This is a genomic window from Pseudoalteromonas sp. MMG013, assembly GCF_018100885.1.
Lineage (GTDB): Bacteria > Pseudomonadota > Gammaproteobacteria > Enterobacterales > Alteromonadaceae > Pseudoalteromonas > Pseudoalteromonas aurantia.
The window spans coordinates 164462-188226 of sequence record NZ_JAGJEE010000008.1; the positions used below are offsets into that span (position 1 = coordinate 164462).

At 41.8% G+C, this 23765-nt stretch carries 20 protein-coding genes; 10 read left to right on the forward strand and 10 right to left on the reverse strand.

What is annotated here, in order from left to right; translation table 11 throughout:
- Positions 1–87 precede the first annotated feature (87 nt).
- Positions 88–1860 (forward strand): PKD domain-containing protein, encoded by a 1773-nt coding sequence (locus J8L98_RS10675; RefSeq protein WP_210996381.1) that lies wholly within the window; start codon positions 88–90, stop codon positions 1858–1860.
- A gap of 79 nt (positions 1861–1939) precedes the next feature.
- On the opposite strand, the gene J8L98_RS10680 is transcribed toward J8L98_RS10675, so the two are convergent.
- The 3 genes from J8L98_RS10680 to J8L98_RS10690 form a co-directional block, all read right to left on the reverse strand.
- Positions 1940–4804, reverse strand: coding sequence for a hypothetical protein (locus J8L98_RS10680; protein ID WP_210996382.1), 2865 nt, complete (start codon positions 4802–4804; stop codon positions 1940–1942).
- 92 nt (positions 4805–4896) lie between these two features.
- Positions 4897–5142 (reverse strand): hypothetical protein, encoded by a 246-nt coding sequence (locus J8L98_RS10685; protein ID WP_192509095.1) that lies wholly within the window; start codon positions 5140–5142, stop codon positions 4897–4899.
- 464 nt (positions 5143–5606) lie between these two features.
- Positions 5607–6458 carry a D-hexose-6-phosphate mutarotase gene (locus J8L98_RS10690; protein ID WP_210996383.1) on the reverse strand — a complete coding sequence of 284 codons (852 nt, stop codon included), beginning with the start codon at positions 6456–6458 and terminating at the stop codon, positions 5607–5609.
- 385 nt (positions 6459–6843) lie between these two features.
- Between J8L98_RS10690 and J8L98_RS10695 the strand changes: the two genes are divergently transcribed.
- The 3 genes from J8L98_RS10695 to J8L98_RS10705 all read left to right on the forward strand — a co-directional run bounded on the left by J8L98_RS10695 (position 6844) and on the right by J8L98_RS10705 (position 9247).
- Positions 6844–8073, forward strand: coding sequence for a porin (locus J8L98_RS10695; RefSeq protein ID WP_210996384.1), 1230 nt, complete (start codon positions 6844–6846; stop codon positions 8071–8073).
- A gap of 162 nt (positions 8074–8235) precedes the next feature.
- Positions 8236–8775 (forward strand): carboxymuconolactone decarboxylase family protein, encoded by a 540-nt coding sequence (locus J8L98_RS10700; RefSeq protein WP_210996385.1) that lies wholly within the window; start codon positions 8236–8238, stop codon positions 8773–8775.
- A 67-nt stretch (positions 8776–8842) separates the two neighbouring features.
- A complete protein-coding gene (locus J8L98_RS10705; RefSeq protein ID WP_210996386.1) occupies positions 8843–9247 on the forward strand; it encodes a YbaN family protein in 405 nt (134 codons plus the stop codon).
- A 40-nt stretch (positions 9248–9287) separates the two neighbouring features.
- Here the strand turns inward: J8L98_RS10705 and J8L98_RS10710 are convergent, their stop codons facing one another.
- The gene (locus tag J8L98_RS10710; protein ID WP_210996387.1) at positions 9288–10046 is read right to left on the reverse strand and encodes a transporter substrate-binding domain-containing protein; all 759 of its coding nucleotides are present in this window, start codon (positions 10044–10046) and stop codon (positions 9288–9290) included.
- Between the two features lie 248 nt (positions 10047–10294).
- Positions 10295–11986 (reverse strand): methyl-accepting chemotaxis protein, encoded by a 1692-nt coding sequence (locus J8L98_RS10715; RefSeq protein WP_210996388.1) that lies wholly within the window; start codon positions 11984–11986, stop codon positions 10295–10297.
- A gap of 262 nt (positions 11987–12248) precedes the next feature.
- On the opposite strand from J8L98_RS10715, the gene J8L98_RS10720 reads away from it, so the two are divergent.
- Together J8L98_RS10720 and J8L98_RS10725 are read left to right on the forward strand one after the other, a co-directional pair.
- Positions 12249–13091 (forward strand): hypothetical protein, encoded by an 843-nt coding sequence (locus J8L98_RS10720; RefSeq protein ID WP_210996389.1) that lies wholly within the window; start codon positions 12249–12251, stop codon positions 13089–13091.
- Positions 13092–13416: 325 nt separating this feature from the next.
- On the forward strand, positions 13417–13665 hold the full coding sequence (locus tag J8L98_RS10725) for a DUF3297 family protein (protein WP_192509103.1): 249 nt from the start codon (positions 13417–13419) through the stop codon (positions 13663–13665).
- 220 nt (positions 13666–13885) lie between these two features.
- On the opposite strand, the gene J8L98_RS10730 is transcribed toward J8L98_RS10725, so the two are convergent.
- The 5 genes from J8L98_RS10730 to J8L98_RS10750 form a co-directional block, all read right to left on the reverse strand.
- Complete coding sequence (locus J8L98_RS10730) at positions 13886–14374, reverse strand: hypothetical protein (RefSeq protein ID WP_210996390.1); 489 nt, start codon at positions 14372–14374, stop codon at positions 13886–13888.
- Positions 14375–14409: 35 nt separating this feature from the next.
- Positions 14410–15252: a hypothetical protein gene (locus J8L98_RS10735; protein ID WP_210996391.1), complete on the reverse strand. Its 843-nt coding sequence runs from the start codon at positions 15250–15252 to the stop codon at positions 14410–14412.
- Between the two features lie 440 nt (positions 15253–15692).
- A complete protein-coding gene (locus J8L98_RS10740; RefSeq protein WP_210996392.1) occupies positions 15693–16724 on the reverse strand; it encodes a hypothetical protein in 1032 nt (343 codons plus the stop codon).
- Between the two features lie 507 nt (positions 16725–17231).
- Positions 17232–18533, reverse strand: a complete 1302-nt coding sequence (locus J8L98_RS10745; protein WP_210996393.1) for a DEAD/DEAH box helicase — start codon at positions 18531–18533, stop codon at positions 17232–17234.
- Between the two features lie 175 nt (positions 18534–18708).
- Positions 18709–19230, reverse strand: coding sequence for a MarR family transcriptional regulator (locus tag J8L98_RS10750; protein WP_210996394.1), 522 nt, complete (start codon positions 19228–19230; stop codon positions 18709–18711).
- A gap of 139 nt (positions 19231–19369) precedes the next feature.
- Here J8L98_RS10750 and J8L98_RS10755 point away from each other — a divergent pair, with 139 nt between their 5' ends.
- The 4 genes from J8L98_RS10755 (at position 19370) to J8L98_RS10770 (ending at position 23406) form a co-directional block, all read left to right on the forward strand.
- Complete coding sequence (locus J8L98_RS10755) at positions 19370–20347, forward strand: haloalkane dehalogenase (protein ID WP_210996395.1); 978 nt, start codon at positions 19370–19372, stop codon at positions 20345–20347.
- Positions 20348–20757: 410 nt separating this feature from the next.
- Positions 20758–21369, forward strand: coding sequence for a cache domain-containing protein (locus tag J8L98_RS10760; protein ID WP_210996396.1), 612 nt, complete (start codon positions 20758–20760; stop codon positions 21367–21369).
- 68 nt (positions 21370–21437) lie between these two features.
- Positions 21438–22955: a HAMP domain-containing sensor histidine kinase gene (locus tag J8L98_RS10765; protein ID WP_210996397.1), complete on the forward strand. Its 1518-nt coding sequence runs from the start codon at positions 21438–21440 to the stop codon at positions 22953–22955.
- 13 nt (positions 22956–22968) lie between these two features.
- Positions 22969–23406, forward strand: a complete 438-nt coding sequence (locus J8L98_RS10770) for a response regulator (RefSeq protein ID WP_210996398.1) — start codon at positions 22969–22971, stop codon at positions 23404–23406.
- Positions 23407–23765 lie beyond the last annotated feature (359 nt).

The window sequence follows — 23765 nt, forward strand, 5'->3', positions numbered from 1 at the left end:
AAAAACACTTTACAGTTAACAAATTTCTAACTATGTTGGTTGTGTTCGATTTTTATACAAACGACAACTACATGTAAGGAAATTAAAATGAAAGTGCGTTATTTACTACCATTAATTGGTTCAGTATCGTTAACTACAATGGCACAAGCGCCGCTTACAGAAGCGCAAATGCTAAAATATACCAGTAAAACCAGCGAAGCGGTGATCGGTGCAAAAGAAGAAACAAACATTGTCCTGACAACCAAAGCAGGATCGTTTAAACAAACCATAACGCATCCCGATGCCAGCTATATAAAATTACACTTTAAGAACCTCGACCTAAGTGGTGGAGGTAAGTTGGTCGTTAGAAACCTCGATGGCAGTGAGCGTTACGAATACACCATCTCTGATATGAAAAAAGCCACACTCGACGCCAAATTAGGTGACAATGGTACAACCTCATTTTCTACCATGTCGGTATCGAGTGATGCTGTTGTCGTAGAATACACCGCGGGATCGAGTAACGTCACTCCAGTCATTGATCATTATTACTATGGTAAAGAAAACGGCATCAGTATTTTAAATGGCACCGACGTCGATACTCAATCAACTTGTGGTATCAATGAACGTAAAGACGTGCAATGTTGGGCTGAGTCTCACCCTGTTGAATTTGAACGCAGTCGTCCTGTTGCCCGACTCGTTATTGGTGGCCGTAGCTTGTGTACTGGTTGGCGTGTGGGCGCTGATAACCGCATGTTTACCAATAATCACTGCGTTGAAACTGCAGCAGAGCTGGCCTCTACAGAGGTTTGGTTTAACTATCAAAACACCAGCTGTAATGGCTCAACCAGAGAAACGGTTGTTAAAGTCACGGGTAAAGATTTCTTTGCAACCGACTACACATTAGACTACACACTATTTTCAATTAATGACTTTGCTAAAGCAGCACCATTTGGTTACTTTGGATTAGATGTACGTGACGCAACGCAAGGTGAGCGTATCTATATTCCTCAACATGGTTCAGGTAACCCCAAAGAGCTATCGATTGAATCTGATCAAGATAACAACAACCTATGCCAAGTGAATCAAGCTAATGCGAATGGCCGCGGTACTGGCACTGATTTAGGCTATTACTGTGATACCATTGGCGGCTCTTCTGGCTCGCCAGTATTAGCGGCAGCAACCAATAAAGTAATTGCCCTGCATCATTTAGGTGGGTGCACCAACAAAGGGGCTAAAATTAGCCGTATTTGGCCTCAAGTTTCTTCACACTTTAACGGTGTACCTGACGGTGACAATGGCTCGACGGACCCATTACCAACTGCGAGCTTCTCTGCAGACTGTTCAGCACTAAATTGTAACTTTGATGGTACTGCATCAACCTCACCAAATGGCTCGCTTAGCCAATACGAGTGGCAATTCGGTGATAACAGCAGCAATGGGTTTGGTGCAAACACCAGTCATAGCTTTACAGCAGCTGGTGATTACACTGTGTCATTAACGGTAACCGACTCTAGTGGTGCGACAGCAACAACCAGTAAAACAGTCTCAGTCAATGATGGTACAGACCCTGCTCAGTTACAAAATGGCGTCGCTAAGTCAGACTTGCAAGGCAGCAACCGCTCTGAAGAGTTTTTCTATTTTGATGTACCAGCCGGCGCAACTAATATTAAATTTAACCTATATGGTGGCACTGGTGATGCTGATTTATATGTGAAAAAAGACCAGAAGCCGACCACGTCTAATTGGACATGTCGCCCATATAGAAGTGGGAATAGCGAAACATGTACAGTCAATGAAGGAGCTGGTCGATATCACGTCATGATCCGAGCTTATAGAACATTTAGCGGCGTATCTCTAAAAGCTGACTACACTCAATAATCAACATCTTTCTATCTCCTAGTTAGACGGAGGGCGGCTTGTTAAGCAAGCCGCCCTCATATATTCAAGTGCTCATACATTACTTTTGATCGTACCAAACACCAAGCCACACTCTATTTTCATTTTCCAGAAACCTACCGGATACCCGACCCAAGCCTAAATCAATACGTAAATCACTCACACCTGCGGGTGCAAACCTTCCTAACCAACTGCTTTTTTCGATAAACGTAGTGAATTGAAAACCATAACTGTTACCTAAAACCTCATTATCGAGGTGGTGTTGATGATAATATAACCACGGTTTATTCACTCGCCAACTTACTCCTGCACCAAACTGCTGATAGTGCTTTCCTTGCCTACTAGACAACGCCAATTCTGGTATGAACACTTGATTCGCCTCAATATTATTATCCAAAATAGGTGTAACAAATCCCCCTAGTTGCAAGTTACTACCTTGGCGCAACATTTGTTTGGTTTGTATATACCAAGGAATATGAGCAACCTTTCCAGAGATATGCGCTGCGACATCATATCCCTGCCATACATGCTCCCCTATTTCGCCTTCATACCAATGCCACGACATGGCATTCGCAAGCGCAAAATCTTGCTGGTCATCAGACCAACGATAAGCCGCACCAACGCGCAACCAACGCGCGCGTTGGTCTACATATCGATGCTCCAAATCACTGATATGTGCAGCTAATTGGCCCTTAAACGCCCATCTTGAATACGTCAATGTGTTTGAAAGTTGCACGAAGCCTCCTTCCCTTTGTTGCTCGTGAACAAGCTCACTTCCACCCTCATTGTGAGGGCGATGTGCAACATCAAATACTTTCCCCTGCCACTTCACCCCCTTATCTTCATAGTGAATATCCGCAAAATACCCTGATAACTTGGTTGCTGCTGTGTCTTGCACTAGGCCCACTTGCCAACTTAATTGCTCTAAGAAATCAGAACCTTTAACTCCCACGTGAATGAGTGAACTTGATGCGCTATTGTACTGAACTCCAAGTGCTAAGGAGCTTGACTGCTGCCAAATATCATAAGGCAATTTAGGGTGATCGGGCTCGTATATTTGGGCCTCAGGTAAATATCGGGTATGTTTTTGTGTAGTGTTCATTTGCGAGCTTTTAAGGCCGCTCTTTATGTTAACCGCCTGCACCTCATGACCTACATATGTCGAAATAACACGCAACTCAACGCCCTGTGCATTCGTCGATAGAAATAACAGCGTATCATCATCTAAAAAAGTGGGATAACCTACCACCTGCTGGCCTTTGGTGAGCTTTGTTAGTTTTTCTGTTTCAAATTCATAACTGTACATATCTATGTCACCATCAACACCCGCTATAAAGACAATGCTACCATCATCTGGGTGCCATTGCGGATGTGCCACATATTGATAGCCAGCCGGCATTGGCACTTCATATTCAATGCCATTGTCAATGCGTCGAACAATCAATTGCCAATGGCGATTCAAACCCGTTTTTAAATAAGCTAGGGCATGTTCACTGTGGCTTAAAGTTGGAAAATCATACACTTCCCCCAACTGATGTGCTGTGAGTGGGGTAATATGCTGTGGTGAAAGGTGTATCGATACTAAATCAGAATATCCATAGCGAGCTTGTTCTGCATATACATACTTACTTTTTTTGCCCACCGTAAATCGACGAATACTTGCGCCAGTCGTCAGTTGAGTGAGTGTATTGCTGTTTAATGACCAGCGAAATAGCTCACCACTGACGTGATGATCATTGACGTGCTCTTTCACCCCAGACACAAACAATAGGGTGCTATCATCCAACCACTGTGGGTAACGAATGCTTTCGTGATTTCGTGATGGCAATTGGTATTGTCGCTCGCGATGAAATACCTCTGGCGCTTTATCAACAATATCCTGCTCATCGCGTGCTAATACTTGCTGCTGCTCACTGGCAAATTCTTTGGCCGCCTGGGCATTGTCTTCATTTGCATAGACATTCAAATACACAGCGCCTTGAGCATTGCGTTCAACCAACGCGAGTAGTGATTTATTTGGCGACAATGCAGGGCTGTGTGCACTGAAATCTGCTTTCATCCATACTGTGTCATCCAACTTCGGCTCAGCACGTTCTTGTTGCATACTGTGATACGTATATTCTGCAATAAAGCGATGATAAAGCCGTTCGGCTGGCTGCCCAAACACGCCTGTAAATGCGTCTTGAAAACGCCGTTTTTTTACCGCTTGCATTCTCACCCAGACAGCATCGAGTGTTTGCTCTGAGTAGTTTTTTTCGAGCCAAGCAAGAAACCGTCCCCCCAACAAATATGCCATGGTGTTAGATAAATACCGCTCGTCTGCACCATTGAGTTGGCGATAAGTAGGCAAGGCTCCTTGCTGAGCAAACCGAGTTAATATTGCTTCGCTAAAGTTATCGTAGAGGCGCCCACGTCCTGTCATCTTTGATTCTAATAATGTTGCATACCCTTCTGCTACCCAGCGTGGCATTGTTGCTTCATTCAAATCATAGAGATCCCAGCTATTACGAATACGTTGTCGCCATCGGTTACGTGAGGGCTGAGATAAGTGGACCAAATGCACATATTCATGAAGAATAAGTAGTTGCTGCCACCCTCGACTATTAGAAATTACCGTGTCTGATTGCGGTGGCGTGGTAAACAGTGCCATCAATGGCGAATCTGTACTGGGCAACGCAAACCCGTTTGCGCCATGAATAGGATCAAATACAACCACATCTGCAATTGCGGGTAAACTGCGATTTTGTTGCGTTAAAATAAACTGCCGAACTTGCTCTAATTCTTGCGCAGCTGATTGCGCCCATGCATCGTGGCCATCAGTAAAGTGCACATTAAAATGGGCGGTACGTAACGTTGACCACTCAGGCGTCGTCCAACCCGAAAAAGAGAGACCACAAACACTGATCCAGAGTAATAATCGCAGCATAATCAACTCAAAATAATCATCTTATAGTGAGTATCGCAAATAATGGCAATTATTTAATCTAAACACTCAAAGGTAAGTGTAAAAACATATTACTAACTCGGGTGTACCGTTGGGTTTGCCAAAGAAACAAATAAGCTTAAAATACCAGCAGACACAACAAGAACACATATCGCCAGCGATGCACTTAATCCTGCGTAATACATTGCTGCTGCCACCAAAGATGCGGCACTCCACACACCAAGTCGATGTAAATAACGACTGATTGTATTACTTGCTTTAACGTTGATCAGTACAGCAATCACTAATAATAATGCCAACAAACACAGTATCACTAACATATTCACCTCCTGTTAACATCCATTATATGCTAATGATAATTATTATCAAATAAATATCGTAACTTAATTTTAAATATGCTGTTCACACTTCCTATATAACTGATCTGAATTATATGCTCTGTAAGCACTTCACGATTTACAATGAAAGAAGCAAAAAACGATTTTTCTAGAAGCTAAAGCACCAGCGCGAGCGTACAAAAAACATACGACCATTCACTCACATTTATGTGTAGTCTACATGATGATTATGCGCCTACTTTTTGTGAGCCTTGTAAATTATGTCGCACAAGTAGGCCTCCGTACACGTGGGGTACAACCATGAAGAGGGATATTATGTGTCAGCTTTACCAAAAAAACGGTAGGTTGTCGAGACTATCACGGTACCCATTTATCTAAATGGACGAGCTATCGCACCTGAAAGGTATTATCACCGCCTGTGGTGCAATAGCAAAAAATTAGGCCGCTTAAGCCCAGCGAATACGGGTAGCTAAGGTGTGGCTTTCTCCAGGATTAACCACAATAGCATCATCCATTACGTTTGCCGCTTCCAAACAGAGCATCGATAAGTATTCATCATCTTTAAAGTTACTTAAACGCTGCGACTTTTCAACCCAAGGGTTCCATAAAACACACGACTGAGAGTTTTCTCTGCTCACTTCAATACGCCCACCTGGTGTATTAATCATTTGTGTAGCAGGCGCTTGGATATACACCATATCTGTTTCTCGCGCGAAATGTACCACCTCCTCTTGTAAGAACGGCCCCTGACCAAACTCAATATATTGAGCACCTTGTAGGCCGTCAACAGACGTTTCATTAATAGACGAAGTTGGAAAATACGTATGTAAGGCTTGCGTCAATGTAAACGCGTTTTGGCCTAGATTGGTATTGGTTAAGCGCACCTCAATACTTTGGCCAAACAAAAATGTTACCTCTAATTTAGACTGATGCGGCCAGTACGTGTCATCGACCAATGTCATAGGCAAAGATAAACGAACTTCCACATGGGTATCATGCTCAATGACTTCCTCAGCGCGCCATATGAGTTTACGTGCCACCCCATGAATAGGCCATTGTGGATCACTGTGCACGCCAAACCATGGCCAACAAATCGGGATCCCCCCACGTACGGCTTTACCTTCAATGTAATCTTCGTCAGCTGAAACCCAAATCAAATTGCCTTGGCCTTTCGGGGTAAACTCTGTTAATTGTGCGCCTTGTAAAAATACCTTCCCTCGACATAACGCACTATCAACCTGTATATACTCAAGCCCGCTATCTGTACGCTGAATAGACACTGATGCAGAAAGTTCCATACTTCACCTTATTATCGTGTTTAAAAAACATTATCTAGGTTACCCAATTTATCTATCCTGAGTAAATAAATAACCGTCAATATGAAGCATCTTCATACACACCACAACCAATTCATTGCGTATCAAAATCATTACTCTGCTGGGCTTATCATCATTTTCTACCCTTACAAATGACACTCCAAATCATATTAGATTGTGCGTCACACACTGCTGTACCGTCTCCACGCGTGCGTTTTATTGCAACATTTATAACGTCAATAAAATAAGGCTAAGATATTAATAATATACTTAATTATCATATATTTTTATCAGTTAATTGGGATTAGAACACGATATGGTCTACCCTATTACTATTCTTTTTGACAACATCATATGAAGCCTATTCATGTTAAAACTTACCGCTCTTGCATTGGCAATCAGCGTATTGTCATATCCAGTATCTGCCAGCACAGATGAGTTAGCACAACTTAAACAGCAGCTTGCCAAGTTACAACAGCAAATACAAAAAATTGAAGATGACGTGAAAAAAGCGAAAAAAGCGGCGCCATCAGAGTCATCTGGTATCAAAGTAGGCGGTGCTGTGCGAACGAATTACAGCCATACTTCGTATAGCGATGGCAATAAAAATCGCGGCGGAGATTTTGATTTCGATTTATTCCGTATCAATTTCTCTGGTGATATTGGAGACGTTTCACTCAATGCTGAGATCCGCTTTTTCGATTATATGACTGCGGTAAAATACGCCTACCTTGGCTACGACTTCGCCGAACATTGGCAAGTTCAAACCGGTATTACCAAAGTACCGTTTGGCAATTGGCCCTACAATTCGCACAACTACTTCTTCAGTACAAATTACTATATCGGCTTAGAAGACGATCATGACTTAGGCGTGTTATTTAAGCGTAAACTCAGTGACAACTGGCAGTTAGATTTAGGTTTTTTCAAAAATGATGAACTCGGTGGTATTGATGGATATGTGAGTGATCGCGCTGATCGTTACTCTTATGATGTCGTCGGTTATCGTCAAAATAGTGATGGCATTTATGACAATCCTACTCACCCGATTGGCGAATATAATACCTTTGCCGCACGTTATGGATACCATATTCAGCACTCAGGTGGGACGACCGAAATCGGGTTTTCAAGCCAATTTGGTGGGTTACACGATGGCAATGACCGAGTTGGTGATAGTTTGGCTTGGGCATTACATGTGAATAGCAATATAGGGCCATGGAACATTCAGCTACAACATGGCGAATATGACCACGATATTGAAGGGTTTGATCGAATGGCTGTGGGCGCGTATGCGTTTTACGATAGCATTGCAGCGCAAGCTACCACATCCAGTGCCAACCTTGCATATAGCATGCCCGTTAAGTGGGGTGCGGTCACCGGATTACAATTTTACAATGACTTCGGCATTATTTATGACAAATCGGATGCCAGTGCTGACACCTGGATGAATGTCACCGGCATATCGGTTGCTGCTGGTGGGCTATTTACTTACTTTGATTTAGTGCATGCCAAAAATCAACCCTTTGTAGGCGGCTCCATTGCAGGTGATAGCGATGACACGGAGCGTCGCTTTAACATCAATATTGGCTACTATTTCTAATTCTGTACGGGTCTATCTACTTAGTGGTGCGACCCTATTCCGCGTAGAAAACTTTCATAATTAACTAGACGATTTACACACTCTTTATAGCCAAACCTTATTTGAGCAATCATTCAAATAAGTTTAACCTTAAATCTTACTCAATAAAAAAGGGATACCCCCATGGCTCAATTCGATATTCATACGTTAGACAGCGCACCACAAGACAGTAAACCACTACTACAAGACTCTATAAATACATTTGGGATGATCCCAAATTTACACGGTGTCATGGCTGAATCAGCGCCTCACTTACAAGCCTATCAAACATTACACACACTATTTCTACAATCCGCGTTTACCAGTGATGAAAAAACGGTTGTATGGCAAACCATTAATATTGAACATAATTGTCATTATTGCGTACCAGCGCATTCAGCCATTGCCAAATCAATGGGTGTAGATGACACACTCAACCAAGCACTCAGAAATCACACTGCACTGCCTAACGAACGGCTTGAAACACTCCGTACCACGGTATTACAGCTGGTCAGAAACCGGGGGATTTTATCTGACAAGGAACAACAGAAATTTTTCGACGCTGGTTATACACAGCAACATTTGCTCGATATTGTTTTAGGCCTTGCGCAAAAAATCATGAGTAATTATGTCAACCATTTAGCTAAAACTCCTGTAGATAAACCATTTGAAGCCTTTATCTAAGCGCAATACCTCGCATTTCATTGACCCTGTGATAAGCTTAAAGGAGCTGATTTACAGGGTCATAGGCATGCAGAAAAAGATAAATGGTATTTTCAATAAGTGCTTTTGGCTGCATTTAACAGGCATTGTGTTTGTTGCACTTGGATTTATTGGCATTGTGCTCCCAGTCATGCCCACCACCATTTTCTTTATTCTTGCCCTTGCGTGTTTTACCCGCTCTTCACCCCGTTTTGCAAACTGGTTGCTTAATCACCCTAAATTTGGCTATAGCCTGCAACAATGGCAAAAGTATCAGGTTGTACCACCCAAAGGGAAGTGGGGGGCGGGAATTGGTATGAGTCTTGGGTTCTTGATTTTATTATTAAATCAACCACCCGTATGGGTTTTAGTCATTGTTGCGGTCACTGAGCTTGCGGTGTTAGCCTACATCTTGCGTAAGCCATCATACCCACCTTTATCGGGGCCAGCTTAGCCATCACCGTAACATACGGTCAATAACAGCCAAGCTGAGTTTATAAATACTGCTGATACTGAGACAATAAGCCCTGCGTAATTTCTTTGTTCGCGTTTATTGCTTGATTAATTACCTGCAACTGCTGTGAACTAACATAGCCTTGTCGAAACATAAAATACACTGGGTTGCGATGCACGACCTGAGCGGTTTCCAACAAATGCACATAATGCCTTTGCTTTAAAAAATAACGCCCAGACAGCTCATCTTCAACCACATAGTCTAATCGCTGTTTATTTAATAAATCAAAACGTTGTTTTGCCAGTGGTAATTCTGCGATTTGCGCTGGAAAACGCGCCACCAGCTGAGAGAATGACGCTCCATAAAAACTGCCGAGATTTATCCCTATGGTCCCTTTATTTATCAAAATATGCTCTATCGTTGCCTTTACCACGTCACTATCTCGATGTGCATACAACCGCATCACCTCTTCACGATACGCCTCTGTAAATGTTGCAAAGTCAGCACGTTGCTTGGTATAGCTGGCAGCAAAAAGCATATCGATAGTGCCTTTTTTCAACTGCTCAAATGCGCGACTTGAAGAAGGAAGTTCGACAAATGACACGCAATAATTGGCTGCACTCAATATGTTTTTAATAATATCAACATCCACCCCAATAAATTTATCAGGCTGTTTAATCACATAAGGTGGCCAACCTTCATTAATACCAACACGCACCTTCTGTTGACAAGCAAACGCAGCGTAATGCCAACCAAGCAGTACTAAAAATATAACGAGTTTAAAAGCATGGTGATTCATAACCCTTGGCATGTTCTTTATCTATTTACGTTATTATTATTTTATATCAATACTATAGCACCGCTTGTACACAATAAGTAAACTAATTATATTTGCGCAATATGGTCTATTAATGCTGAATACCTCAAACCATAAAAGCCTCACCAAGGGTCGGTTATGGTGAAGTTTTCGCGATATAGATTTTAAAGTAAAGGAAAGGTATAGACGCTATTGAGGAAACTCAATAGCGTCTTGGCGCGTGCCGCAGACTAGGTTACAAATTGATCAAAGTTCGCATGTAGGTCTACCACCCGTTTTGCTATATTTTGATTGGCCTCAGATGTTTCACTGGCTCCTTGCGCCGTTTCAGTTGCTAAGTCATTAATATTATTTACGCTTTTATCAATATCTCCTGCTACCACCGACTGCTGCTCAGCTGCAGTGGCTATTTGGGTATTCAAGTCATTAATTAAATCTATCGATTGCGCCGCTTCATCCAATGTACTGCGTGTCTCTCGGCTTTTACCTAAACAAGCACTGGCGCTTTCTGTTCCTTTAGCCATACTCACAACCACTTTATTGGCTTCTGTTTTTAACCGTGAGAGTAAATCTTGAATATCAGCCGTTGAGCCTTGTGTGCGGCTTGCCAAGGTACGTACTTCATCAGCAACCACCGCAAAACCGCGCCCTGTTTCACCCGCCCTTGCCGCTTCAATGGCTGCGTTAAGGGCAAGTAAGTTCGTTTGTTCAGAAATACTCTGTATTGACTCCAGTACCGTGCTGATATTATTGGTTTCTTCTACTAAAGAGGTAATGTCTGCTGACGCTTCGTTCATTTCACCAACTAAGCTCTCAATAATGTCATTGGTTTCTGTTGCAATGGCTTTACTCGACGCCACCTTATTACGCACATTCTGTGTCGCCTCCGCTGCATTTGCCGTGCTTTTCGATACATCTTGTGTGGTGGTGCTCATTTGATATACGGCCGCGGCCACCATTTCAGTTTGGCTTTTTTGATCCAATACATTTTGCTTCGTCTGGCCAACAACTTGTGTGGCTAATTCAGACGACTCACCCAAACTTCGCACAATATTGTTGGTACTCGCTATAATACTGCGTAAATTACCAATGAACTTGTTAAACTCTTTGGCCATAACCCCAGTTTCATCTCCAGCCGACTCATCCAGTTGCACCGTTAAATCACCATTACCGTTGGCCACTGATTTTAATCGTTCAATAAGCGCATCAATCGGGACCGTGATCGAGCGACCAACCACCAGTGATATACCGATGGCAAATACGACTGCAACGGCTGATGTTATCGCAATCCACATAATGGCTGCTTGTTCATCGTGCTCAGCTTGTAAAGAGGCGTCTTGTGTAAATTGCTGAATGCCGCCTAACAATGCAATAAGCTCTTGTTTTAACTCATCCTCCTCATGTTCCACCACAAGTACATCTTCCATCAATGAAGCAAGTGCTTGCTCATTAAGACGATTTAGCACCGCGTTCATATGCGTATGAGCCGTCCGATAATGTTCATTAATTAAGCGCAACTGCTGATTCACTGCCCTAAACTTACTAGCCGATGCCTCTACGTGCGCTTTTGTGACGGCGTCAGCAGAAAAGTCAATGGCTTGCTCAAGCTCCTTATCTATTTTGTCACCCAACGCTGAAATATCCGTTAAAATCGAGTTAAGGGGCTGTGCAAAACTCTGCTCACCTTGATCAATTAATGATTTGTACAGTAACGCGCGCTCAAATAGCACCGCTTGTTCCAGTTGATGCTCCGTTATTTCCGTTAAAAATCGGGTGAGTGGAATGTCTTCTTCGGCAATATCAACTAGCTCATTGCCAATTTTAGCCATCTGCACAAGCGACAATATGCTTACAATTAACAATAAACCCAATTGCGCAATACCCATTGCATATATTCGGGTGCCAATATTCAATCTTTTCATACACTACGCGACCTATATTTACACTTATGGTTAACAGTGTAGTTACTCAAATTAGATCACGCGATCTTTCTTCGAAAACGCCCAATAATTCCCCCAGAAAAGTAATCATTTTGCTACCCGTCAACTATCCACCAATGCTCAATGCATATTTTTATACAATTATAATAGCCACAGTTTTTATATTAATAGGTACGCGAGTCATTTTATATTCAGGAAACCTTTGCTAACAATACAAAGGACATCAATTTATAAGGAAAGTAAAATGATAAATACATGCGTTAAAACACTACTACTCATACTCACTATGCTTTTTTCTATCAGTACGTATGCCTCATCCTCCTCACCGCTTAATTGCTATTGGAAAGAAACATATAACACCGACATGGCACTCGCTGAAACTCAGCATTGCACCAACATCACCGACCGCTTTACCGACGAATTTGAAGTGGCCAGCCGTATGTATATTCGCGCCTCTCAGTTTTGTGTCGCAACGAAAAAAACGGGTTACCTGCCCAAGTTGCAGGGAACAATAACCGTTGATGACGATACCAGTTGTTATAACGATGCCGTTTACTTTACCCCGGCTCCACCAACCCGAATTGTAAATGGTTTCACACAAACACTGCTTGACTGTCAATGGCAAGCTTTACAGGGTGCTTACGCGCAATATACCTGTCAAAACACACCTGACAATACACCCGTTCCTTTTATTGCATCTAAGGTTGCAGTTGGGACGCATTGTCAAATATTCGATAACCCCTCAGTAAATCACACGCTAGAATCTGGCGTGATAAGCACCAACGCTGCGAGCAACTGCCAAGTTGGTCCAGTTTATTTTCAGAAACATCCTGAACAACAAGTCATCAATGGTGTCACCGTATCTTTGCAGCAATGTCAGTGGGAAACCGTTAACGCAACATTCAAAGTAAGAAAATGCAAAAATATTAATAATCAAGGCCTCGAACTCGTCGTGTCGAGTATTTTCAATAATCAACAATACGACTCGTTAGAACATGCCAATCAAAGTATACCGAACGGCGAACTAATCATGGATGAAACACTCAACCCACATAATCCCCCAGTCTATTTTCGCGTTAACCCTTAACTGATCGCCGCTCACTCTGAGTTACTCAGTGAATGGACTATAAGCCACAAAAAGCCTGCGTTCTCTCATGGGCTTTTTGTGCACTCCACCACGCTCAATATAGAAATCTCTATTTACACTAAAAAATAGGCGGTGTTATAGGGGTTATACTCGACACATAACAGGCAAAGTCAGTGATGTATTTGCGGGGGGAATGACCCTCGTACTTAAAGGGGCGGCTATAACACGGCCGGCCATATGCCAGCATATTTCTTTTTAGTGGTACTTGAGCATAGGTGCTGTATTGCCTACAATGGCGCATATTTTACTCATAAGAAGCCATGCTATGAACGACACCACATCACAACCAACACTCCCAGATCGCCTTTCTATCAACCCACGCAGCCGTTATCACGTTGCGGCGGTGTTTGAGCATGATATTGGTATTAAAATCAATGGCAAAGAGCGCTTTGATGTTGAAGAGTACTGCATTAGTGAAGGGTGGATTAAAGTGGCGTCTCCTAAGGCACTTGATCGTAGAGGCCAACCTTTGCTGCTGACTGTCAAAGGCACTGTGGAAGCATTTTATCGCTAAAACTGCCTCGGCCACGATTGTTGCTTGTCAAATGCATCGCAACGACAAGTAACAATCAAATTGTGTACAACTCACCATTTTGATATTTCAATCAGCCTATCAAGTAAAACGCATCGACAAAAAAAGCCATACATGTCAGCATTACTAACATATACAGCTTTTATTCATAACAAGTTAGGGGTCTTACTTTCAGCGCTATATCACGCCTAGGGGATACTACCTATGGCTGATGACCACAGCGAAATACCCGCGTTACTTTTTGCTCAGTTCTACAATTAGTTTCTACGGTGCGCGTATGCGTACTGGTTTTAAGCTGATTACTCGTTAAACCAATTGAGCCCGTGTATTTATACCAATCAATCGTTTTGAAACCATCCGGTTTAGTGTACCAATAGGTCCCCGTTTCATGCTTATATTGTGAGCCAGGACAAGATTTACTTTCATCTAAAACGCTGCTGCCGGTTACATAACGCGTCATTGGTAGAGGAAAATCAGGTTGGTTCCATAAATGCCCTAACCAAATTGTACCTTGGTAACCACAATGGCGTTTGGTTTCTGTGTATGTTTGCGTTTCTGTATCACACACACGCACATTACGTACTTCTACATCCCAATACCCTTGCCCACCAGGGCAGTTTCTTCTCGCTTCTGCAGTCACACTCGTGAGTGTTACTACCGCGGCAATTGCAGTTAAAATTACTGTTTTCATACCTATCCTTATACATTAATTAAATTTTGGCAGCTTTATAAATTAAAATGTTGACGCTGCTCTTTAGTAAATATGGCTTTAATTTCAGCCAACTTTTCCGAGTCCACAACCACAGCAGGGAAAGCATATGGACTGCCTGACGTACCTAACGTGTTGTCAGATACTTTGGAATACACATATTTTGATAAACGAGTAACTTCAGATTTTTGATACTCATCTAAGTTTAGAGATTTAACCGCATGCAACAGTGATTGTTGCTTTTGATAAACTTGTAAATTAGCTTGTTCCGATTCAAATGCCTGATAGTCTGCCAATTGCGCTTCATTCAACACACTTGCTAAACTGGAGCGATATGCCATCGCATTCGTAGACAAGGTATCCAGATACTCTTGTTGATAAAGGTCTGTGTCGTCAGGCCCATCATTGGCTAACTGACTAAAGCGCTGCCAAGATACAAAATCTTGCGCGGCTTTCTCATCAAGTAGTTTTTCCACAGCCTGCTGTCGATTTTCATCCAAAGCGAGCTGTCGAGTGAGCTGTAGCATCACCGGTTTAACCGAATACACTGCCAGTTGGCTCTTGATGGTTGCGATAGACGCAGCATCAAGCTCACCGTCATTCTGCTTTTGTTTAGGTAATGCAGTGTCTGTTGTGTGACGCTCTAGCACAACTGAAGATAAAGGCGGCTCAAGGTGCTTAATACGCTCCCTCAACATGGCATTTTCTTGCTTCACCTCATATGAATTACACGTGATAGCAGGAACATCCTCATTCAGCGCTGTGACCTCATTTACAGTTGGCTCTTTTGATACAGCTTTAAAGAGTGACACACTAGCGACCCCACCACATAAAAAAGCCACAATTAAGTACCTAATCATTTTATCTCCCTCAACCCCACACTAAGGCTCAAACACTTTTCATACGCTCCGGCGTCAATATCAATGTCGCATATCACAATGAACCACCGATGCAGTCAATGGATGTCATCATTGGTTATTTCTCAACAACTGTAAATACCAGATAACATTTAGTAATATTTGCTAATGAATTATAATATTTATTAAAATCAACAATTTAAGTCGTTGGATTTTACTTAAATAATGGAAGGGGGTGAGTGAGTACAGGGTATGTAAGCCAGATTTAACATCACCAGATTAGGATAAAAGTGAGGGTTTGGCTCATTGCTTTACAACTCTAAGTAGCAAAAACATCGAATGGAATATACGTGCAAGGTGTGAATTATTGACATTATTAACCTTTGTTGGTTGGTCAGGTAGCCACCAACAGAGGTTAATAAAAGCGATAGTAAGCTAGTTACTTAGATCTGCGCTTTGAGATACGCGTCTACTTTTTCTTTGCCAATGACCGAAAAGTGCTTGGTAAGAAAATCAGCAAGGCGCTCTTTTTCGATATCCAGTAAATTTTCAGCAGGCTTAAACTCAGTGCCATCATAATAACGCGCGACAGTACCTTCGCCATCCGGACTACCATGACCTGCATCTATGGAGTCTCGCCATTTTTTAGCATGTTCACTCCACTCTGTCTGATCCACGATTTGTGGCGCACTAAACCATACATTCCAACTTAACACGTTACCATTTTGCAGCATATTGCCCGACGCCAAATTGAAAAAATCCATAAATAACTGGTTAAAATCATCAACGATATCGTGACCTACTTTTTCAACATCGCCAATTTCTACATTTAAATGCGCAACATCCCACGCCTCACCTATATGCTTAGCGAACGCGGGAATATCAAAGTCGTGGCTTTGCCCCTTTCTGAGCGGGAATATCACTTGGTTTGGATCACCCGGCAAAGAAGTTTTCACTACGATTGCGGTCGTTTTTGATAACGGGAATGGTAAGTTCATAGCCTGAAATAAACTTTCTAATAGCTTGAAAGCCTTAGTTGTTTTGGCACTTGGGCTAAACCAAATTTTACCTACTACAGACATATCCGCTGCCATTGTTTTATTCGTTTCATTCACCCAACCTCGCTGGCCAGTGACGGTGACTTCAACGTTTAGCGCACCAAATGATGGTGAATAAGCCCCCTGTTGAGGACAAATAATGGAATAAACGCGGCCCTCATTGGTATAGCCTATACGGGAAATATCGGGTGCAAACATTTGATAGCACCTGCGTGTATTTTCTTCGTCTTTACGCGTTTCCCAGCTAAATTCTGGCCATAAAACCTCTTGCTGGCGTTGCAATTTATCAATATTCGCCATGTTATCTAGCATATGTAACGATGATAAATTAGGATCTGGATACGAAAATAATGCATTTGACTCTTCGAATCCACCTACCCATCCTGGTGCCGGTTGTCGGTTGTTTTTAATCGTCATGTTATTGGTCCTTGATTGTTAAACAGTCTGTCTTGAAGTAACCCTTGTCTTTAAACTGGTTCAGCACATTATGTAGGCAAGTTTATAGTAGGTGTTACAAAAGCGTTATTACAACAAATTACAATAGGCTTCATTTATACCTCATCACATAAGTCAACGTAGTGAGAAGGGAAATTATTGAAAGAGGTTTTAGGAGGGGAAATCGTCTAACCTTTGTTTAAGATAATCAAGAAGTAAGTGAGTGCCAACAATCATAATTTAACACCGCGGTGAGTATAGAGCTGGGGAGCTTTCCCCAGCATTGGTATCGTTATTTAACCTCAGGTTTGGATAAGGGTTTTGGAATAGAAGATGTTTTATAAACACACTTACGTACAATCCGATGATGATATTTAGTTCAATATCAAGGCGCTTTTATGCAGTAATAGCGGGCTATTACAAATGAAAGCAACGCCGAGCGTGAGAAAAATAGCTTTATTGGGCAAATTCGCTTATCCAGAGCTGAGGTTATTTAGATAGCTTTTTCCAACCCGTCCATACTTCATCATCCGGATCAGCTTGCTGCTTACGTTTTTTCTTACCAGTCCCTTCGGGCTTAGCCATCGGTTTATCTGCTGCAAGTTCAGGGTTAACATCATCAGCCTCAAACCCAGAAATTTGCTCTCGTTCAAGTCGAATTTTGTTTTTCTTTTCAATGATTTTAAAGTGATGATAGTCATCATGATCAATCAAAGATAACGCCAGCCCAATTTCACCGGCACGACCACTTCGACCAATGCGATGCATATAATCCGCAGGACTTCTTGGCAAGTTAAAATTAATCACAACAGGGAGCTTAGCAATATCTAACCCTCGCGCCGCAATATCAGTGGCAATCAGTACCTCAATTTCACCCGACTTGAATGCTTCCAGCGTACGCGTGCGCGCCGCTTGCCCTTTGTCACCATGAAACACTTTGGCATTAATGCCCTGCTTTTCTAATTTTTGTGCCAAATGCTCACAGTGATTTTTCGCATTGACAAATATAAGCACTTGTCGCCACTTATGCTGCTGAATTAAGTGCGTTAGCAGGGCCGTTTTTTGCCCTTTGTTAATTGTAAATACCCGCTGTATCACTGTACTTGCATCGCGACTTTGAACTTGAATTTCAACAGGATCAATTAACAGTTTATCTGTCAGTGCTGTTACTTGCTCAGGAAAAGTGGCAGAAAATAACATGGTTTGCTTTTCACTTGGCATTAAGGCCAGCAACTTAGATAACTCGTCAGCAAAACCGAGTCCCAGCATGCGGTCGGCTTCATCTAGTACCAAGGTACACACTTTATCGAGTTTTATGGCATTACTGGCAATTAAGTCAAGTAATCGACCTGGCGTTGCCACAACAATGTCACTGCCTCCGCGCAGGTTTTGCATTTGCTTATTAACCGACACCCCACCAAAAACAACCGTTGTTTTAATTGCACCATTAAAATGTGCAGCATAAGATTTAATGCTATCCGCCACTTGCGTCGCCAGCTCGCGAGTTGGCACTAACACTAACCCTGAAACAAAATTGCCTTTTTCGCGCTTTGTAGACGTACTTGCTTGCAGTGGCTTTGATAGCTGTTGCAACAATGGCAATGCAAATGCTGCCGTTTTACCCGACCCCGTATTCGCTCCAGCAATTAAATCACGTCCAGCCAATACACTACCAATCGCCTGTGCTTGAATTGGCGTCGGGGTGGTGTATTCCAATTCAGCTAATCGCGCCAATAAAGGGGGGATCAAGCCAAGGTCAGTAAAGTTACTAGGCGGTGTCGCTAAGGTCATAAAGGGGTCAGCTCAATGCTAAAAAAGTAGCCGGCGATTCTAGCGTATTTTTGAACAGTTTAGTTAGTGTTATCTGTGAAATGAGGCGATTCTTATAGGTAAGACTGGCATTATGTTTCACAATCCAGCCATATTCGCTCATCGCCTAACCCATCAGCACGGTACGTTTAACGCTTTAAGTATGACTCACCGCCGATTGCTCAACGGGGCAACCTTGCACGCGACATACCCCTTCGTTGCATAATCGACATATCTTTCGTGCATCACTCACATCATGTGTCACAGTACGTAATGCCTGCTCAAGAATAGGCAACAACAGCTGCTGTTGTTCCACCGTTATTGACTGCATTATTGATTGTGTTGCGTTCGCGCGAGCCGTTAATATTTGCTTCGCTCGCTGCACACCTTCATCCGTGAGTCGAATGACTACAGAACGACCATCCATTTCACTGCGGTGACGTTCAATCAGGGCTTCACTTTCCAAGCCATTAATCAACCGCACAGCACCTGAGTGTGTCAGGTTCAAAATTTTCCGTAAAACATCAATACTATCATCCGGGTGATTATAAATAGTCACAAGTGCGGTAGCCGCATTCGCACTACGACACCCCACGGTATTGACGTGTTCATCTATCGTTGCAGTTACCGTCGTTGCAAACGCACCGAGCAAATTATTTATATAAGTATCATCTTTCATACGGTCATTATATATGACTCACTCACGCATAAACACCCATTTCTCACCACAAAAATACATGACTAAGTCACATATTACCCGTGACAAGCACCCTTGAATTATATATGATCGAGTCACATATAATTCATAGAGAGCCTTGATGATCAATTACACCACCACAAAAAAAACCGTCGTGAATGCCATACAGACACTCATACTGTTTGCAGTCATACTCTTCACATTCAGCATATCGGCACATGCTAACAACACATGGCAAGCACAGAAAAAGTTTGTCGACGTCTTTGGTAAAAAAATGGCCTACATCGAGCGCGGTGAAGGTCGCCCTATCGTATTTATACATGGCAACCCAACTTCGTCATATTTATGGCGAAATGTTATTCCACACGTCGCAGGTCAAGGCCGTATCATCGTTGTTGACCAAATGGGAATGGGCGACAGTGATAAGTTACCGGCTGAAGAAACAGACAGATACCGCTTAGTCAGTTATACAAAGTATTTCGCTGAATTCATGCGTAAGATAAACGCCAAAACAGAAGTGACCTTAGTCCTTCATGACTGGGGCGGCGCTGTTGGTTTTGATTGGGCATTTCACAATCAAGCCAGTGTACGCGGTATCGCTTACATGGAAACCTTTATAAAACCATTAGAATGGAAAGACTTACCGAAAGACTTTCACCCTACACTCAAAGCAGTACGTGCTGAAACAGGGCTAAAGTTAGTCCTTGAAGAGAATATGTTTATCGAAAAAATGCTGCCAAGTGTCACAACCCGTGCATTAACGCAAGCACAGATGGATGAATACCGTCGCCCTTATTTACACTCCGGCGATGACCGACTACCAACATTACAATGGCCTCGTGAAGTGCCCATTGCAGGCCAACCTGCTGACGTAGCAACCCGCATTGGTAATTATTCTAACTGGCTCACAACCAGTAAGGTGCCTAAGCTATTCATTGATGCAGAACCTGGGGTATTCATTACAGGTGATGTACGCAAGTTTGCCAAAAGTTTACCGAACCAAACCATCGCCACGGCCAAAGGGTTACATTTCATGCAAGAGGATGACCCTGACACCATTGGTAAAGCAATTTCTCAATTTTTAATTTCCCTACCATAGTGCTGCTTATTTGAAAGTGGAGGAAACTCCACTTTTAATCCTTTAAAAACTCACTGGCTAACCACTACTAACGACTCTCTCTTAGCAGCATATTCAAGCACACTATTCATTGTGACATCACTCTTACTATTGAACATTACAGATTCATATATTGCCTTCAATAGAATCATTTACAAATAAAGTACAGCGCGCTGATTAAAAACCAACACATTTGAAAGCACGTCATTGCCAATGCGCTCCACCAGAAAATATGAGTGAGCAAGGTGACGCCGCCGCACTTTAAAAATCATATGATTGATATTTATACAGTCATAACCAATAATATTAACCGTAATATATTATTTATGCTGTTAAGTAGTGATAAAAACAAACAAGAACCTATACGCAAGCTTAAAATGGAGCTGTATTACATGAAGAAACTGAGTTTTTTAAAAGCATTTTTTATTATGTTATTGAGTAGCATGCTCATTATTGCCTCTGTCTCTCCAATTATTTACAGCAGTGTTTACGATATCATGATGGAGCTAACTTTAAATAAAAATAGAGAACAAGCTGAACGACTTGCTACATTAGTTTCGTTAGATTTAGAAAGAGGAAAAAGCACGGAAGCAGCCCTAGCTCAAATACAAGCTATGTTAGAAAGCACCCCACAAAGTGATGAGCATTTTGCGTGTATTGTTCAGCACGAAAATAGGGTTATTGCGCATCCTAAACCTTCCAACGTAGGCAAAGACGTAACCGGCTGGATTCTTTCTGATGGTATTGAAACAAAAACCTACACGCAATCGGCAGGTGAAGGGCTCCCTTTTGGTGGAATTCAAACAAGAACGAATGGCACACAAGACATCACCTTTCAAGTTCCTATTAGTACGCAGCCTTGGGCTGTTGCTGTGCATACTAAGTTAGACCTCATAGGCCTCTACACCCAAACAATCCTTAAAAATATTGCTTACTTTGCATCGGTTATTTTATTTTTATTATTGCTGATAAGCGCCTATTTAATTTCAAATCAAAAAACATAAGCCATTCTTTTGATAAAAATAAAATCTGTGATTTTACTGTATTAATTAAGCATCCTTGGAAAATTAAAATGCTGACCATAGAAAAGAAGATTACCCTCTGTTTTGTTAGCTTACTTTTAACACTCATCATCGCCAGTATCACGTCGGTGGTTAAAGTGGACAATTTAACTCACCTATCGAGAAAAATACAAACTATCTATGAGCCGTCAATACAAGCCAATTTACGTATGACAAACGCCATTAACCTTTCCATGCTGAATATTCAAGACACCCTACTGTTCAATCATACACAACACATTCGACAAAGGCAGGCTACATGGTCAATTATCCACAAAATGCACAGTCAGCTAATGAATTATGCAACGCGGTGGCACAATGATGAGCATCAAGCCCAACTGCACTTAATCGTGCCGCTTTTAACTGAATTAAAAGCACAGCAATTAGCAATTGAACAACTCAGTAAAAACAATAACTCTGTAGCAGCCATTAAACTCATGCAAGATCAGGTTATTCCACTTAAAGATAACATTCTAACCATCTTAAGAAAAATACTAGACCCACAGAAATGGGAAATGGAGCGCATCTTTAAACAAGAAGAAAAAAGCGAAAAAAACTTACAACATATTACGCTGGGTTTTATGCTATTGGCCATCTTTGGCAGTATGGTTGTGACAATCGTTCTGGTCCAAACCATCATTACCCCTTTAAAAAATACCGTCACATTGGCCAACGATGTCGCTAAAGGGAATTATAACGTTGATCATGCGCTATTTAATCAAAATGAAGCGCTAGACAGCGCGTTAAAAACCATGACCATACAACTCCAAGACACTGCGCTGAAAAATCAGCAACAACAGCAACGATTAATGTTGTTAAATGACTCACTAGAACGCTCTAATGAAGAGCTATCACACTTTTCTTATCGCACATCTCATGATTTAAAAGCCCCCTTAGTAACCATTCGAGGGTGTGCCAGTGCCATTGTCGAAGATCTTAACGATCATTATTACGATGAGGCAAAAAGCACCGCGGCACAAATAGAAAAACAAATTAGGAAACTGGAAACGCTCATTGATAACATTTTAGATCTGTCGAAAGCTGAGTTGCAAGAATTTACCCACGACACCATTAACTTGGCATCTTTATTTACTGATATTAAAGCAGATTTAGACAATGTCTACTTAGACAACCAGGTCGACATCTTAAGCGACATTCGCGAGCACATACGATTTGACGCACCTAAAGTAAGAATTGAACAAATTATCACCAACCTAATATCAAACGGCATTAAATATGCAAATAAAAATCAGAAAAGCAGCTACGTAAAACTCACTGTTACACAGCAAGAAAATAACATACGCTTCATGATTGAAGATAATGGGTTAGGGATCCCAGCTAAGTTCCAAGACTCTGTATTTTTAATGTTTAAGAGATTTCACCCTCACACTTCCAGTGGAAGTGGGTTAGGTATGTATATTGTTAAAAAGCACGTTGAAAAGTTAAATGGCACTATCACTTTTGAAAGCTCTTCAACAGGGACTATATTCAAAGTATTAATACCTAAGCAGTATGCATTAAAGACTTAAAGGACTAGTTACGATGAAGACAATTTCTTCTATTCTCGTTATTGATGATAATCATGCCGATGCTTATTTGGCAAAAAGAGCGTTAATACGTGCCAAAGCCATCAACGATGAAGCAGACATTTTTTTTGCAACCGATGGCGAAGATGCGCTGAACTTTTTAAGCGACATTGACCAAAAAAGAGCATTATATGGCGCGGATAAATTTCCCCCAACCTTGATACTGCTTGATATAAATATGCCCATTATGAACGGCTTTGAATTTCTAGATGAGTATCAGTCATTAAATAAGCAAGCAGCGTACAACTCTATCATCGTCATGATGCTAACCAGTTCGGAAAACCCCTGTGATTTAACCAAAGCCTCCGATTATGACTGTGTGAAAGATTTTATCGTCAAGCCGCTCAGTAAAGAAAAGATTAGCCATATCATGGTTTCTTGCTTTGAAGGGTAAGCATCACCTTTGTCTAAACGACTTTGAAAGCTTGTCTGATTGTGTGGTAGAAATCACGCTGCAATGTTTCTTTCAAGTTTACGCATCTCGTCTAATGTGCAGAGAAAAATTGAATGTCGAGGATTTAAAATTGGGAGATGATCTGGTCAATTATTTATAATAAGGAGGCAACTGGCAGCTTCCATGTCGCAGTACAAAATAGCTTCACTCTCACAGCCTCTACAGGTCAATAAATGCAACCTAAATTATCGACCGCTACAACACAGCTTTACACTAGAATAAATTATGTATGATTCTTATATCTAATTTTGAATAATAAAGTTTAATAGCGGAGTGCCCCCGACATTGGTGTAAGCATC

What these genes read in the sequence shown, in the direction of transcription:
- J8L98_RS10675 (WP_210996381.1), top strand. Translation starts at nt 88, where the DNA reads ATGAAAGTGCGTTATTTACTACCATTAATTGGTTCAGTATCGTTAACT.
- J8L98_RS10680 (WP_210996382.1), bottom strand. Translation starts at nt 4,804, where the DNA reads ATGCTGCGATTATTACTCTGGATCAGTGTTTGTGGTCTCTCTTTTTCG.
- J8L98_RS10685 (WP_192509095.1), bottom strand. Translation starts at nt 5,142, where the DNA reads ATGTTAGTGATACTGTGTTTGTTGGCATTATTATTAGTGATTGCTGTA.
- J8L98_RS10690 (WP_210996383.1), bottom strand. Translation starts at nt 6,458, where the DNA reads ATGGAACTTTCTGCATCAGTGTCTATTCAGCGTACAGATAGCGGGCTT.
- J8L98_RS10695 (WP_210996384.1), top strand. Translation starts at nt 6,844, where the DNA reads ATGTTAAAACTTACCGCTCTTGCATTGGCAATCAGCGTATTGTCATAT.
- J8L98_RS10700 (WP_210996385.1), top strand. Translation starts at nt 8,236, where the DNA reads ATGGCTCAATTCGATATTCATACGTTAGACAGCGCACCACAAGACAGT.
- J8L98_RS10705 (WP_210996386.1), top strand. Translation starts at nt 8,843, where the DNA reads ATGCAGAAAAAGATAAATGGTATTTTCAATAAGTGCTTTTGGCTGCAT.
- J8L98_RS10710 (WP_210996387.1), bottom strand. Translation starts at nt 10,046, where the DNA reads ATGAATCACCATGCTTTTAAACTCGTTATATTTTTAGTACTGCTTGGT.
- J8L98_RS10715 (WP_210996388.1), bottom strand. Translation starts at nt 11,986, where the DNA reads ATGAAAAGATTGAATATTGGCACCCGAATATATGCAATGGGTATTGCG.
- J8L98_RS10720 (WP_210996389.1), top strand. Translation starts at nt 12,249, where the DNA reads ATGATAAATACATGCGTTAAAACACTACTACTCATACTCACTATGCTT.
- J8L98_RS10725 (WP_192509103.1), top strand. Translation starts at nt 13,417, where the DNA reads ATGAACGACACCACATCACAACCAACACTCCCAGATCGCCTTTCTATC.
- J8L98_RS10730 (WP_210996390.1), bottom strand. Translation starts at nt 14,374, where the DNA reads ATGAAAACAGTAATTTTAACTGCAATTGCCGCGGTAGTAACACTCACG.
- J8L98_RS10735 (WP_210996391.1), bottom strand. Translation starts at nt 15,252, where the DNA reads ATGATTAGGTACTTAATTGTGGCTTTTTTATGTGGTGGGGTCGCTAGT.
- J8L98_RS10740 (WP_210996392.1), bottom strand. Translation starts at nt 16,724, where the DNA reads ATGACGATTAAAAACAACCGACAACCGGCACCAGGATGGGTAGGTGGA.
- J8L98_RS10745 (WP_210996393.1), bottom strand. Translation starts at nt 18,533, where the DNA reads ATGACCTTAGCGACACCGCCTAGTAACTTTACTGACCTTGGCTTGATC.
- J8L98_RS10750 (WP_210996394.1), bottom strand. Translation starts at nt 19,230, where the DNA reads ATGAAAGATGATACTTATATAAATAATTTGCTCGGTGCGTTTGCAACG.
- J8L98_RS10755 (WP_210996395.1), top strand. Translation starts at nt 19,370, where the DNA reads ATGATCAATTACACCACCACAAAAAAAACCGTCGTGAATGCCATACAG.
- J8L98_RS10760 (WP_210996396.1), top strand. Translation starts at nt 20,758, where the DNA reads ATGAAGAAACTGAGTTTTTTAAAAGCATTTTTTATTATGTTATTGAGT.
- J8L98_RS10765 (WP_210996397.1), top strand. Translation starts at nt 21,438, where the DNA reads ATGCTGACCATAGAAAAGAAGATTACCCTCTGTTTTGTTAGCTTACTT.
- J8L98_RS10770 (WP_210996398.1), top strand. Translation starts at nt 22,969, where the DNA reads ATGAAGACAATTTCTTCTATTCTCGTTATTGATGATAATCATGCCGAT.